The sequence below is a fragment of the Actinomyces marseillensis genome, assembly GCF_900155605.1.
GTDB classification, from domain to species: domain Bacteria; phylum Actinomycetota; class Actinomycetes; order Actinomycetales; family Actinomycetaceae; genus Pauljensenia; species Pauljensenia marseillensis.
In genome coordinates this window covers 1,716,961-1,730,254 of the sequence record NZ_LT707420.1, presented here as the reverse complement: position 1 = coordinate 1,730,254, position 13,294 = coordinate 1,716,961, and the positions used below count along the sequence as shown (strand labels likewise).

Sequence of the window (13,294 nt, the reverse complement as noted above, 5' to 3'; positions counted from 1 at the left end):
GATGACTAGTTAGCGACGGGAGGATTGGCAAGAAGATCATCGGTCGTGTGCTCGCCTTGGCCATCAGTCCACGACAGCGAAGCAATAGAACCGGTTTCCGACGGGGCGGCCGGATTGAAAGTGAGCTTTGCACTCGTGCCGGCGCCTTCCCACGCCAGCGTCAGCACTTCGCCATCTCGCTGGTAGGAGAAGTCTCCGTCAAAGGCCGCAAGAGTGTTACGGAACGCGCACAGAGCGTTGAGTGCCTGAACGACAGGACGCTTGAGGTTTTCTTCAACCTCTTGTGCCGTGTAGTAGTGGCGGTTGATGTCGCGCCCGACATTGGTGCGCTTGAGCAGTTCCATGTCATTGGCGCCGGCCATTGCACCCACGTAGTAGACCTGGGGAATTCCCGGGAGGAAGAACTGAACCGCGCGAGTTGCCAGGTAATGCTGGTCATTGCAGCCCAATGCCGAGTAGTAGGTCGAATTGACCTGGTAGAGATCCAGATTCGAGGCCGCAGCCCCCGTTGCTTCGCGAGATTCTCCTTGGGTATTTGCGTGGATCGTTTCGACGAGGCGATCAACATCGGGATCGGGAACCAGACCTTTGAGGGAGCGATCCAGCTGGTCTGAACCAATGTCGATGACGCCGATTCCATCGTGAGTATCCAAAACGGTCACGGCGTTATTCGGACGCACGTTGATCCAGTGCTCAAGAGCATCGACGCTGCCCGAGAAGATTGAGTGGAGCAAGAGCGGAGGAAGGGCAAAATCGTAGACGCGATCGACCTTGCTGGCAATGTCGATTTGCTTCTTGTAGTAGGAGTGGACTTCGATAAGTGTTTCGAGGCCCCTCTTCGCGCCCTCTTCCTTGATCCGTTCGATCAGCCTGAAGGTCTTAGGAATCATGAAGCAGGATGTACGCGCTTCCTTCGCCCCGTATCCGACAGCGTCGAGGCGGATTGAGGAAACATGGCTTGCCCCGAGTTGATCGAGGATTGACATCAGGTATCCCCAGCCCTGGTCAGAATCGGTATCGATGTCAACCTGCTGTGGAGTGAAAGTCGTCCAAACCAGTCGTGTCTTATTGCCCCAGGTGTAGTGGGTGAGGGGAAGACCTGGACGAGGACGGTAGATACCAGCAAGTTCTTCTTCGGTCACGCCTTCAGGGAAGACGCTGGACAAGGTCAGGAACATCGGGGCGAAGGGGCTGTCTTCACCGTTCTTCATGACGTCTTGGAACTGCTCTGATTCCCAGGAAACGTGATTGACAATGGTGTCAACCATGATTTCGTGGCTCTTTGACAGTTCTGCAACGTCATCCCAAGATCCGAGCCTCGGATCAACCTTGGTGTGATCGACGGGGTCAAATCCTGCATCGGCGCCATCGAAGGGGGTGAAGAAGGGAAGAATGTGAACGCCTTCGTATACCCCCGAGAAATGCCGACGCAGTGTTTCCGTCAGCGAGGAAATCGTGTCACCACCGAAACGGTCGGCGTAGGTGATGAGCTGGACCTTATTTTGCATGGTTTCCCCCTATTCCGGTGGTGTGCGATCAGTGCACATGCCCCCTCAAAATGGTGTTCCCAAACATATAACATCTGTGAACACTTTTAGAATAGCGGCTCGTTATCTAAATGCTTCGTGGAGTCCATGGTCTGCAGCAAGCAAATAAATGCATATTTACTGGAAAACGTCTGGGAAGAATGTCCCTCTGTCTCTCAAACCGTCTTTGACCTGCACTTTCAGGGAATGGGGTTGCTCAGGTTGATTCTATGGCGGCTGGGACCAAAGGCGGGGCGGTCGTAGGAGAGGTAAAGAAAAAGGCCGAACTCGCAAAGCGAGCTCGGCCGATCTCAGTCTGAATCAGGCAGCGCGAACGACTCGATCAGACTTCAGGCACTTGGTGCACACGTTCAGGCGCTTGGGCGTCCCATCGACCAGGGCGCGAACGCGCTGAATGTTCGGATTCCACCGGCGGTTGGTACGAACGTGCGAGTGCGACACGCTCTTGCCGAAGCCGGGTCCCTTACCGCACACGTCACAAACGGCAGCCACGATGTTCTCCTCGGTTTTTCTTACACGATTAGTTGTCTTGACCTTGAAGATCAAGAGGCCATTGGTGACAGGTCACCGCAGGCAACTATGACACCTTATCTGATTTCGCCTCAAATAACCAAGTCCACGGGGGAAATATGCGTGTCAGGTGGCACACATGTGTGTGGGCGCGAAACAATGTCATCATCCCCTTCAACCGGCAACAGTACGTTACAAGACGTCGATCAAAGGATAAGTGGTGTCTTTAGACTCTGGAGTGCTCGCACGCAGCTTTCGCATTGCAGCAGACGAGATGACAAAGCTTGCGCCTTTTATCGATGACCTCGATGGTGTCGGCGGTGGCGATTGCGATACGGGAACAAACGCCCGAGTCACTTTTGAAGCCCTCGCCCATTCCCTCAGTGGATTTCCCGAAGACGATCCTTTATCTATCGGGCTGGATGTCGCACTCCAAGCCGGAGTACGTGCTTCCTTGGGACACTGCGGAATACTGATCGTCTCCATCTTGCAGTCTTGGCGTGTGGCTCTTGGAGAACAAGAACTCACCCCCATTCGCCTGCGACGTATGCTCGTCGCAACCGCATCTGCCTCCTCAACTATCAACGGTCACACCGCGGCCTTCGATGCGATGATCGCTGAAGCTTCCTCAGAGCTCATGGGACTTGGAGATACTCTGCCAGAAATTCCCGAGGAGCTCTCCGCCTTCTGTGCCGCTGCGCAATTTGGCCTCGTCGAGGCCACCAGTGCTTCGACCGGAACAATCGATGCAGGAGCCGCTGTCGTCGCACTCATGCTCAGCGCTCTTGACGCAGCATGTCGCGATGATCTCGGAATGCTCGAGTCTCTTGCCGCGATGCTTGCTGAACTTGCCGGACAAACTGCGAGCCGCGTGCGTCCCAGCGCTCCCGCTCCCGATCGTGCCTTCACCGTTGACGTGATTCTTCAAGGAACTCAAGACGATTGTGAGGCGCACTGTCGTCACCTCGATGCTTTAAACGCCCGCTACTCGTGGATCGGTCAGTCTGATCTCTTCGGGCTGGGGGAGTGGCGCTTCCATATTGATACTGCCGCACCTCTTTCTGTTCGCCCGCACCGAGGACGTACCCTGCGTTTCCATGTCGCCGATGCGCGGCCTGACGAAACAATCGGTATCGATACTTTGGCCGATGGCGTGACGCACCGCGGGATCCGACTCCTCGAGCGCCAGCCGATCCGCCGAGTAGAACGCGCTGCAGTAGTGGCTTGCACTCGCATCCCCGGAATGGTTGAAGACCTTGCACTGTGCGGTGCGCACGTGTTCCTCGACCCTCAGCTTGAAGACCTCGAAGCCTTAGTCCAGCCCGCCCGCTGTGCCTCCAGTGGTGTGGAATTGATCGTTCCTAGTGATCGTGACTGTCTTGCTTTGGCGCAGAGGATCAGCGTGTCTTACGAGCGCCTGGGCGCAGAGCCGGAACTGAGCGTTCTCATCGCCTCGTCGCACAATGAATTGGAAGCGCTCGCGGTCAGTCGCGCCTGCGCACCCCTTTTCGTTCCCCAGCCCGGGGGACGGCAAGTGGCTCCAAGGCTTTGCGCGCTTGTTGAAGAAAACGCGCAAAGCGCATTACTCGCCCAGCATTCCAGGCCGATCGAAGCGGATTGGCAAGTCGAGGACATCTCACGTGCTGTTCAAGAACTTATCACCTACGCTCCTTCTCGGTGGGCTCTCCTAGCCGGTAGTGAAGACTCGGGCACTCTTATCGCCGTGCTGCGTCAGCTCTTAGACGGATTAAACCTCGAAGTGAGCGGTGCGGATCTTGAGGTTATCGACGCTTCTCCCCAGGTGCATTCTCTTGTGCAGGCCCTGTCGTGAATCCGCTTGATGCCCCGCTGAATCTGCGCCTTCCTGCCAAGCTCGCGAAGAAACTTGAGAAGGCAGGGATCAATACTGTCGGAGACCTGCTTCTTGAAGCGCCGAGGCGGTACTACCACTGGGGTGCGCTGACCCCCATGCATATTTTGCGCAGCGGTGAAGACGTCACAATCTTGGCGGAAGTCGTCAGTACTCGCCTGATCCCGAATCGCTCGCGGGCAGGAGTGCGCCTTGAAGTGCTCCTCACGGATGGCACAAGCCAGATGAGTGCCACCTTCTTTGCTGCAAATCCCTACAAGCTCAGCGTTCATGAACGCCTGCTTCAACCGGGAGAATACTTTCTTTTCGCCGGGAAGGTCGGATCATATCGGGGGAATCTGCAGCTGGTGCATCCCGAATTCGAGGGAGTCGAAGACGATCAAGATGATCGTTCCCTTCGCGAGAGATCCCATCGCCCGATCCCCATTTATTCCTCTAAAGGTGGTATCACCTCGTGGGTGATCGCCCGAGCGATTGCTGTTCTCCTTGAATCGATTGAGCTCGATTCAATCCCAGACCCTATTCCGGATAGTATCCGCACGCGCTACGATATCGATCCCCTTGGCCGTTCACTCCTCCTTCTTCACCAAGGAACAAGTGACGAAGAAGTGGCACGAGCGAAGAAGAACTTGCGGTGGAGGGAAGCCTTTATCCTCCAGGCTTTTCTCGCGCACAGACGTCTAGGCAACAACGCGATACAGGCTTGCGTCTCGCCGCACTCGTCGCCTGAATTGACTGCCTTCTTGTCCTCTCTTCCCTTTACTTTGACCGATTCCCAAAAGCATGCGATTGAGCAGATCAGTGCGGGATTGGCAGATTCTCACCCCATGCAGCGTCTCCTTGAAGGAGACGTCGGTTCTGGGAAAACTGTCGTCGCATTGGCCGCACTTATCCAAGTCGTCGCCGCCGGGCATCAGGGTGCTCTTCTTGCTCCCACCGAAGTTTTAGCGAAGCAGCACGTGGATTCTTTGCGTGCACTGCTTGCACCTCTTGAAAAGGCAGGTTTTTCAATCGACCTGCGCCTTCTGACATCCTCGACACCTGCTCCGGCTAGACGCGAAATTGAACGCTTACTTGCCTCTGGGACTCCGCTCATTGTCGTCGGCACCCACGCCTTGCTTTTTGCTCGTAATCTCTTTGCGGACCTAGCCCTTGCAGTGATTGATGAACAGCACCGTTTCGGTGTGCGCCAACGCGATGCACTTCGAGACAGCCGAAATGATGGGCTCCTAGTCCATCAGCTAGTCATGACTGCTACTCCGATCCCAAGAAGCGTCGCCATGACGATTTTCGGCGACCTAGATGTGACCGTCATGAAGGAACTGCCCAAGGGCCGTCAGCCTGTAGCCACCTACGTTGTTGACGCGGGCAATGAGTCGTGGATGAGACGAATGTGGCAGCGCGCTCGTGAGGAGATCGACGGAGGCGGACGTGTATATATCGTCTGTCCCCGCATTGATGACTCTGATACGAGCGATGCGCTGCTCGATTCTGAGTCTTCTGTTCCCCTTGCCTCAGTTTCCCAAACCTTGCTCTCCCTCTCCACGAACGATGCCCTGCGCGGGATTGGTACGGCAGCTTTGACGGGGCGCGACAGTAGCGAGGATAAAGAAGCCATCATGAGTGCCTTCGCTAGCGGTGAATGCCCGATTCTTGTGGCTACTACCGTCATCGAGGTCGGAGTCGACGTTCCGGAGGCGACCATGATGATCATCTTGGACGCGCAACAGTTCGGCCTTTCTCAGCTCCATCAATTGCGCGGGCGCGTTGGGCGCTCCGCTCGAGCAAGTGTGTGCATGGCAGTTCACCCCAGTGCGATCACCGATACTTCTGCCAAACGCCTCGATGCCTTCGCTTCAACGACAGATGGCTTTGTCCTTGCCGAGGCCGATCTTGCGCTGCGTAGGGAAGGGGATGTTTTGGGATCGGCTCAGTCTGGAAAATCTTCTCGCCTGCGTTTCTTAAGCGTCGTTCGCGACGGAGAGATTATTGAGGAGGCACGTTCGTGTGCGCAGGAGCTTCTTGCCGCTGATCCCGAGCTGAGTGAACACGCCGCGTTGCGACAAGCTCTCAATGACGCTTCAAGCGAAGAGCTCGTGTGGATGGAGCGTAGCTAACGTAGTCTTAAACCATGACTCGAATTATTGCTGGCACTTTGAAAGGACGAATCCTCCAGGTTCCTCCTTCAGGGACTCGGCCGACCTCCGAACGTGTGCGTGAGGCAATTTTTTCGCGTCTCGAGCACATGGGTGTCATTGAAGATGCAAGAGTCCTTGATCTGTATGCGGGAAGCGGCGCTTTGGGTTTCGAGGCCATCTCGCGGGGAGCAGCGTCCCTAACCTTAGTGGACTCATCTGCGGCAGCAATTCGCACTTTAAAGAAGAACCTTCCACTTGCGCCCGAAGCGCTGATCATTGGCGCAGATGCTCTTTCTGCGGTCTCCAATCGCCTGAGCGGTTCATTTGACCTAGTCTTTATCGATCCACCCTATGACGAGGCAAGCCAGGACGTCACTGAACTCCTCAAAGCCCTGCTTCCTTTATGTTCTCCAGATGCCTCCATCGTTGTAGAACGATCGACGCGTTCTCCCGAAGTTGAGATTCCAGAGGGATTGATGTGTGAAGACCGCAGGGACTGGGGAGAAACACGAGTCTTTTTCCTTGCGCCTCCACTTGACGAACAGGACCACGAGAGCGAATGAAAGCCGTTATTCCAGGGAGTTTTGACCCCCTTACAGTGGGACACCTCGACATCATTACGCGCGCTTCGCGCATTGCGGATCACGTGATCGTTGCGGTCGGGGTGAACCCGGCCAAGGCCTCGGCAAGCGAAATGAAATGCCGGCTTGAAAGCGCTAGAGCGGGGGTTGCTCATCTGCCCAATGTTGAGGTTCTCCCGATGCGCGGACTGCTTGTTGATTTTTGCGCTGAAAATGATGTCGACGTAGTCGTGAAGGGGATTCGCACCAGCGCGGATATGGACTCCGAGATGACTCAGGCCGTAACGAATAGGGAAATCGGTGGGGTAGAAACACTGTGGATTCCTACCGATCCGCGCTATCAGCATGTCTCCTCGTCATTGGTGCGTGAACTTTTTGGCTGGGGAATGGATGTTTCTCGGTATGTTCCTTCCTCAGTTTTGACTCTGTGGGGAGAAAATAGAGACGTAGTGTACGCGCATCGAGCAACAGGAGGACACAATGACTGAGACCCACGACGAGCAGGCGGATTCGGCGCAGCAGTGGGAGGACCAGACAGTCTACGGTCCCTCGACCGTCATTGCTGCTTTGGATCGAATTGAAGATCTCCTTGAAGCTGCGCGTGCAGTCCCGCTTTCGGCGTCCGTTATGGTTAACCGAGCTGAGCTATTGGATCTTCTTGACCAAGCACGTGAAGCTCTTCCCGATGATTTGAAGGCTGCGGATGCGGTTGTGGCCGATGCCGACGCCGTGCTGGTGCGTGCTGACTCAGCTGCGGAAACAACTATTGCCGAGGCGAACGCGCGTGCTCGTTCGACAATCGACGAGGCCCGTGAGAAGGCGGACCAGCTGGTCGCCGAGGCTGAAGAGCAAGCGCAGCGTACCCGTGAAAAGGCCGAGGAAGAAGCAGCTCGAGTTCGCGCGCAGGCACAATCGGATGCAGAAAATACGCTGGCCGATGCGAACGCCCAAGCGGAGCGCTTGATCTCAAGCGAAAACATCAAGCAGATGGCCGAGGAACGTGCGCGTGAGATCGTTTCGCAGGCTCGTGCCCAGGAAAAGCAGATGCGTACCGGCGCTGATGAGTACGCCTCGGCTTCGCTCAGCGAGTTGTCCTCGCTGCTCCAAGAACTCCAACGCCGCACCGATGCCGGTCGGCGCGCCATTGCCGAGCGCAATGGTCGTGATTTGACGAATGTGACTTTAGAACATGAATGAACGTCCTCTAGAAATTTCCCTGCGCGATCTTTCTCGCTCGCCGGGATCAATGCGCGACTATGAGCTGATGTGGGAAGTCCCCGAGGACCTGGGGACCTCCATCATGCGTGTTGCTCCGGGCAGTGAGCTTCCTATTGATGTTGCAATCACCTCGGTTGATGATGGTGTTTTGGTGCGTGTACACGCTGACGTCGACCTTGAAGGTGAATGCGTACGTTGCCTTGACGAGGTGCATCGTCACCACAGCGTCGATATTGATGAGCTATTCTTCGAGCCCAAAGCTGCCCAGCGCCTTCGCCAGGAAAACGATGAAGAAGCCGATGACTTCCTGACGATCTCGGCAAAAGATACGATCGATATCGAGTCGATTGTGCGCGATGGGATCGTCACTTTGATGGAAGACCGGCCACTGTGCAAGCCCGATTGCCAGGGACTGTGCCCGGGGTGCGGAGAAAAGTGGGAGGATCTGCCCGAAGACCACGAGCACGTCGTGATTGATCCGCGCCTTGCAGGGCTCGCGGGGCTTTTTGATCAGCTCTCGCACCAGGATGAGAACTGATGGCTCGCCGATCGAAACTCCCGGTTCCGCCGCGCCCTCAAACCGATACCCTGCTTGAAGCATGGGGGACCCCGGTACGCCAAGATCTCTTGGACCTTGCGCTCATTCACCGCTCCTACGCAAACGAGGCAGGGGGCATCGCGCATAACGAGCGTTTGGAGTTCTTGGGAGACTCTGTTCTTTCCATCGTTATTGCCGATGAACTCTTCCATCGCCACGTCGACGTACCTGAATCTGAGCTGTCACGGATGCGTGCCGCAACCGTGTCTCAGGAGCCTCTTGCGCAAGCTGCAAGGCACATCGAACTGGGGGAGTACATTTACCTTGGCCGTGGGGAAAGCACGCACGGAGGACGCGACAAGGACTCGATTCTTTCCGATACCTTTGAGGCTCTCGTTGGAGCAACCTATTTAAGTGTTGGGCTTGAAGGTGCCAGAGAGACGATTTTGCGTCACCTTGGTTTCCTTCTCGTACACGCGGTCGAACGCGCTGCAGAGCAGGATTGGAAGACGACTCTCACCGAGTTTGCTTTCACCCACGATATGGGGGCAGTCACCTACGAGGTGGAGGGCGAAGGCCCCGACCACCAGAGGGTGTTTACCGCGCATGCGCACGTCGCCTCGAGAACTGAGCAGGTTGGCCAGGGCGTCGGATCCTCAAAGAAACATGCTGAAAATGCTGCTGCTGCGGACGCTGTTGCCCGTCTGACCAGGCAGCGCTCGCGGAAGAAAACAGAAGGAGAAGCCCGTGGCTGAAACAGAAGAAGCATTTGAAACTCCCATCCGCGTCATGATCGTCGATGATCATGAGATTGTCCGCCGAGGTATCGCGGAAATCGTCGATCGTGCAGATGACCTTGAAGTTGTTGCAGAAGCTGGAACGGTCCAAGACGCCTTGCGTCGAGCGCAATTGGTCAGTCCTGATGTCATCCTTGTTGATCTTCAACTCCCCGACGGGACGGGGATCGACATCATGGAATCCCTCGGGCAGACAAACCCCGAGATCCGTCCGATCGTTCTGACTTCCTTTGATGATGACGAGGCCTTGGCTGAATCCCTTGCCAAGGGGGCACGTGCCTACGTCCTGAAGACCGTTCGAGGTGCGGAAATCACCGATGTCATTAAGGCCGTGGCACAGGGGCGTATTCTTCTGGATGAGCGCACGCTGACGCGTCGGCGCGCAGATCACGACGATCCGACGGCTGATCTGACTCCTTCGGAACGCAAAGTTTTGGAACTGATCGGGGACGGACTGTCGAACCGAGAGATCGGCGCAAAGCTTGGCGTCGCTGAAAAGACCGTCAAGAACCACATCACGTCGCTGCTCTCGAAGATGGGGTTGCAACGCCGAACCCAAGTAGCAGCGTGGGTTGCCGGCCAGCGCGCCGCCGCTTGGCGTAATTGAAAGCCTTGTTTAGGACAGGGGGACGCGCCAGGTGATCCTGGTGCCTTTCCCCTCTAAACCTGTCCCCAACGTGAATGTTCCACCGTTCAGACGCGCGCGTTCTGCCATATTCGCAAGCCCTGAATTTCTCGTGTGTTCAGGGTCGATTCCAACCCCGTCGTCTGCGATGGACACCGTGAGGCTACCTGAGTTCGTGTCTCCGTGAAGGTCAACACTGACAGCGCCAGCCGTTGCGTGAGCATGACGGGCAATGTTTGACAGTCCCTCTCGAACGACGGCGACCGCGTCATCACTTCGTGAGTCATCGACCCTGGAATCCACCAATTCCACGAGGCAGTCTTCGCTCTCTGCTTGCTCGTTGACGGCTTGACCATCAACGGATATCAACAGCGAGGGGGCAAAACCCAAGAAAGAACGCGAGAGCGAGGACTCTCGACGAATACGCTCCACTAGACCCACATTGGAATCTGGTTCACGCAGGTTGTGGACGATTGCGCGGATCTGGCGCACGGCCTCGTCAATGGACGCCAAGGAGAGGTCAAGGGCGTGAATGACTTCGCTGACCTCAAGCTGCTCTTCGCTAACTTTTTGCTTGGTAGCGTCCAACTGCATTCCCGCAGCAAAGAGCTGTTGAATTGCGAAATCGTGAAGATCCCGACCGATACGGTCGCGCTCATCCAGAAGGGAAGCGACGTCTTCCGCGTGACGCGCTGAAGCAAGTTCCAAAGCAAGAGCAGCTTGAGCAGCGAGGGACTCAGCGAGGGCAAGTTCGGAGTAGTCGAATTCTGGTTTGCCTGGTAAGCGGAGCAAAATGAGGACTCCCGCAGGCTTTCCTCTCCCGCGTAGAGGAGCATAAAGCGCAGGGCCGAATTCAGTGAACTCAGGGATACGCATAGTCTGAGCGCGGGCGAGGGAATCAACGATCATGCCGGTTCCCTCATTAAGCACCGACATTGCGCGGCCCTCGGGTGGGAACATTACGCCGAGAAGACGATCCGCGTGATGCCCATCGGTAATTTCCGCAGCCCACGTGTCTTTGACCGAAGGCAGAACGATAATCGCCGTATCTGCTTGCGAAACCTCGCGAACGGTCTGGGCAATCAGAGTAAGGCCTTCTTCTTCATCCGCGCCCTCAAGCATCGAAGTCGTGAGCTGTTGGGAAGCGCGGATCCACCTGGCGCGTCGTCGAGCATCTGCATACAGGTGAGCGTTTTCAACAGCAATTCCCGCGGCCGAGGCTAGCGTCTGGACAATGCGTAGCGCGCTCAGTCCAAATCCTCCCAGGCGATTAACCAAATACAGGCGGGCGTAGACCTGGCCTTGGAAAGTCACTGAAACGCCGAGGAAATTCTCGAAACCCGGGAGGTTTTCAAGCAGGCTCGGATCGTTCAAAATAACGTAGCCCTCGTCGGTAATACGCTCGACGAGCTCACCGGGAAGCTGGTCCGGCGAGGCGTTTCCTGCGGGGGCATCGCCGAATTCGACGGACATTGTCGTATCACCCCACGTGTCGAGAACCGACAATCCTGCGTAGCGTGCACCGGTTAATGCGCATGCGCGTTCGACGAAGTTTTCCAGAATTCGCTGGAGGTCGAGGCTTGAGGTCACATCGAGTGCAGCCTCAAGAAGTCGAGAGTCGGTCCTCTCCGGGCTCATTGGTCCTCCTGACTCAGTGCCCAACGGAAGTGCTCGTTGTTTTGGGCGAGCTGCTCGAAAGTTCCTCGCGCAATGATCTGTGCTGGGCGCTTGCGAGGATCTCCATCGGGATACCCCATCAGGATAATCTCATCGGCCAGTTGAAGAGCACTCAAGCGGTGCGTGACAATGAGCAAACCACGCTGACGGGTACGTTGCGCCAAAGTGCGCATGAGCGCGTCGGCTGATTGGGGATCCAAATGCTCACTGGCCTCGTCAATGAGAATGATAGGCGCCGGGGAAGCAAGAGCTCGTGCGACCAAGAGTCTGCGGCGCTCTCCACCGGAAACTCCAGTCGCGCCGGCGCCGATGAGGGTATCGATTCCCTCCGGCAAAGAAGCGCACCACTGCTCGAGGCCGACTGCGCTGAGTAAGTCGAGGGCCTGTTGTTTGTCCAGATCTGGGTTTGCGACGCGGAGGTTCTCAAAAATGCTTGTCGCGAAAATATGGGCATCTTCAGCGGTCACTTGGAGAACTGATGAGCTCTCCTGGTGGGGAATGTCCATGAGACTGACATCGTTGAGGGTAAGGCTTCCCTCTCGCGGCGGAATGAGACCCGCAAGAGTGTAGAGAAGTGTTGTTTTCCCGATCCCCGAGGGGCCGACAATTGCTATGGACCGTCCACGCTCGACTTCGAGGTCGAGTCCTTCAACAAGCTCGGGGCTATTCGGCCACGCGATCGAGAGGTTTTCAGCACGCAGAAGCGGCGAGCTCACCATTTCTGGCGTGATCGTTTCCTTGTGCTTTCCCGAGGCCGCGTGGGCGCCTTGCGTGGAGTCAGCTGTTTCTTGGCCAGCATTCTTTGCAGATAGAAGAGCCCTGGGCCCGATGAGTTCATCAATGCGCGCTGCTGCCTGTGCAGAACGCACGAGCTGGGCGACAGCGGAATTCATTTGAGAGGATGCTTCGAAAGAAGACAGGGGAGTGAGTGCAATAACGGCTAAAGCCACCGCACTGAGGATCTGAGCGTTGACGCTGGGGATCCCTACGAGCAAGGCTCCGACAACGGCGCATCCCATTGCTGCTCGATCAATGAACTGAGCCCAAGCGGAGGCGCGCGCTGCGCCCTTTCGTGAGGACTCAATACGGTCCTCAGCGCGTTCAAGCTCTGCCTGAGCGCGGCCGACCAATCCATTGATCGCCAACTCGTCATAACCGTCAATAAGTGTGACAAGGGCAGAACTCAAAGAGCTACGTGCCTCAATACCTTCGACTTGGGCAGCTCGTTGTGCGCGAGCGGTGACAAGAGGAGCGAGCACACCCGAAGCGATAAGACACAGTGCCAAGATCACTGCCGCCCCCGGTGATAAGAGCGCCAGGGCCCCGACGGTTCCACAGCCAACAATGGCTGCGACCCCGGCCGGAAGAGCCGATTTCACGATAAAGTCGCCGACTTCATCAACATCGGAACCGATGCGTGCAAGAAGGTCTCCGCGACGCAGGGAAGTGACGTGGCTCAGATCTGCCTGCGCAATTTGGTCATAGAGGTGCAGACGAAGGTGATCCATTCCCTCGAGAGCGACTCGATGGGAGACAAGGCGTTGAATGTAACGCAGGAGTGCACGTGAGACACCGAAGAGGCGCACCGATGTAGCGGCAACAGAAAGAACCAGAACAGGGGGCATCTGGGAAGCACGCGCAATAAGCCAAGCAGAAGTGGCACCAAGTGCAATCGAGGACCCAATGCCCAGACTTGCAAGAAGGAGAGCAGAGACAAAACGCCATTTGTCAACGCGCAGCAAAGAAATAGCCCAGCGCAGGGAGGAACGTTCTTGAGGAGTGAGGATCCGCAT

The 13,294-nt window shown here is 56.4% G+C and carries 12 protein-coding genes; 8 read left to right on the top strand and 4 right to left on the bottom strand.

Annotation, left to right across the window (positions count from 1 at the left end):
• Positions 1 to 5 precede the first annotated feature (5 nt).
• Together gtfA and rpmB are read right to left on the bottom strand one after the other, a co-directional pair.
• The gene (gtfA, locus tag BQ8011_RS07635; protein WP_072456094.1) at positions 6 to 1,508 is read right to left on the bottom strand and encodes a sucrose phosphorylase; all 1,503 of its coding nucleotides are present in this window, start codon (positions 1,506 to 1,508) and stop codon (positions 6 to 8) included.
• 339 nt (positions 1,509 to 1,847) lie between these two features.
• Positions 1,848 to 2,039, bottom strand: coding sequence for a 50S ribosomal protein L28 (rpmB, locus tag BQ8011_RS07630; protein WP_019127135.1), 192 nt, complete (start codon positions 2,037 to 2,039; stop codon positions 1,848 to 1,850).
• 238 nt (positions 2,040 to 2,277) lie between these two features.
• On the opposite strand from rpmB, the gene BQ8011_RS07625 reads away from it, so the two are divergent.
• The 8 genes from BQ8011_RS07625 to BQ8011_RS07590 are packed head-to-tail and all read left to right on the top strand — an operon-like array spanning position 2,278 to position 9,806.
• Positions 2,278 to 3,888 (top strand): hypothetical protein, encoded by a 1,611-nt coding sequence (locus tag BQ8011_RS07625; RefSeq protein ID WP_072456092.1) that lies wholly within the window; start codon positions 2,278 to 2,280, stop codon positions 3,886 to 3,888.
• Positions 3,885 to 6,044: an ATP-dependent DNA helicase RecG gene (locus BQ8011_RS07620; protein WP_072456090.1), complete on the top strand. Its 2,160-nt coding sequence runs from the start codon at positions 3,885 to 3,887 to the stop codon at positions 6,042 to 6,044. The genes BQ8011_RS07625 and BQ8011_RS07620 overlap by 4 nt, the downstream gene beginning before the upstream one ends.
• A 14-nt stretch (positions 6,045 to 6,058) precedes the next feature.
• The gene (gene rsmD / locus BQ8011_RS07615) at positions 6,059 to 6,628 is read left to right on the top strand and encodes a 16S rRNA (guanine(966)-N(2))-methyltransferase RsmD (RefSeq protein WP_072456088.1); all 570 of its coding nucleotides are present in this window, start codon (positions 6,059 to 6,061) and stop codon (positions 6,626 to 6,628) included.
• Positions 6,625 to 7,134, top strand: a complete 510-nt coding sequence (gene coaD / locus BQ8011_RS07610; RefSeq protein ID WP_072456086.1) for a pantetheine-phosphate adenylyltransferase — start codon at positions 6,625 to 6,627, stop codon at positions 7,132 to 7,134. Before rsmD ends, coaD begins: the two co-directional genes overlap by 4 nt.
• Positions 7,127 to 7,843 (top strand): DivIVA domain-containing protein, encoded by a 717-nt coding sequence (locus BQ8011_RS07605; RefSeq protein WP_034501591.1) that lies wholly within the window; start codon positions 7,127 to 7,129, stop codon positions 7,841 to 7,843. Before coaD ends, BQ8011_RS07605 begins: the two co-directional genes overlap by 8 nt.
• On the top strand, positions 7,836 to 8,402 hold the full coding sequence (locus tag BQ8011_RS07600; protein ID WP_072456085.1) for a YceD family protein: 567 nt from the start codon (positions 7,836 to 7,838) through the stop codon (positions 8,400 to 8,402). The genes BQ8011_RS07605 and BQ8011_RS07600 overlap by 8 nt, the downstream gene beginning before the upstream one ends.
• Positions 8,402 to 9,157, top strand: coding sequence for a ribonuclease III (rnc, locus tag BQ8011_RS07595; RefSeq protein ID WP_072456083.1), 756 nt, complete (start codon positions 8,402 to 8,404; stop codon positions 9,155 to 9,157). The genes BQ8011_RS07600 and rnc overlap by 1 nt, the downstream gene beginning before the upstream one ends.
• A gap of 34 nt (positions 9,158 to 9,191) precedes the next feature.
• On the top strand, positions 9,192 to 9,806 hold the full coding sequence (locus BQ8011_RS07590; protein ID WP_034234131.1) for a response regulator: 615 nt from the start codon (positions 9,192 to 9,194) through the stop codon (positions 9,804 to 9,806).
• A 9-nt stretch (positions 9,807 to 9,815) separates the two neighbouring features.
• On the opposite strand, the gene BQ8011_RS07585 is transcribed toward BQ8011_RS07590, so the two are convergent.
• Entirely contained in the window at positions 9,816 to 11,462 is a 1,647-nt protein-coding gene (locus BQ8011_RS07585) for a GAF domain-containing sensor histidine kinase (RefSeq protein ID WP_072456082.1), read from the bottom strand.
• Entirely contained in the window at positions 11,459 to 13,294 is a 1,836-nt protein-coding gene (gene cydC, locus BQ8011_RS07580) for a thiol reductant ABC exporter subunit CydC (protein WP_072456080.1), read from the bottom strand. The genes BQ8011_RS07585 and cydC overlap by 4 nt, the downstream gene beginning before the upstream one ends.

Excerpts from the sequence above, each read along its gene's own strand:
- BQ8011_RS07585 (WP_072456082.1), bottom strand. The coding sequence starts at position 11,462 with ATGAGCCCGGAGAGGACCGACTCTCGACTTCTTGAGGCTGCACTCGAT.
- BQ8011_RS07600 (WP_072456085.1), top strand. The coding sequence starts at position 7,836 with ATGAATGAACGTCCTCTAGAAATTTCCCTGCGCGATCTTTCTCGCTCG.
- rnc (WP_072456083.1), top strand. The coding sequence starts at position 8,402 with ATGGCTCGCCGATCGAAACTCCCGGTTCCGCCGCGCCCTCAAACCGAT.
- gtfA (WP_072456094.1), bottom strand. The coding sequence starts at position 1,508 with ATGCAAAATAAGGTCCAGCTCATCACCTACGCCGACCGTTTCGGTGGT.
- cydC (WP_072456080.1), bottom strand. The coding sequence starts at position 13,294 with ATGCGGATCCTCACTCCTCAAGAACGTTCCTCCCTGCGCTGGGCTATT.
- BQ8011_RS07590 (WP_034234131.1), top strand. The coding sequence starts at position 9,192 with ATGATCGTCGATGATCATGAGATTGTCCGCCGAGGTATCGCGGAAATC.
- BQ8011_RS07605 (WP_034501591.1), top strand. The coding sequence starts at position 7,127 with ATGACTGAGACCCACGACGAGCAGGCGGATTCGGCGCAGCAGTGGGAG.
- rsmD (WP_072456088.1), top strand. The coding sequence starts at position 6,059 with ATGACTCGAATTATTGCTGGCACTTTGAAAGGACGAATCCTCCAGGTT.
- coaD (WP_072456086.1), top strand. The coding sequence starts at position 6,625 with ATGAAAGCCGTTATTCCAGGGAGTTTTGACCCCCTTACAGTGGGACAC.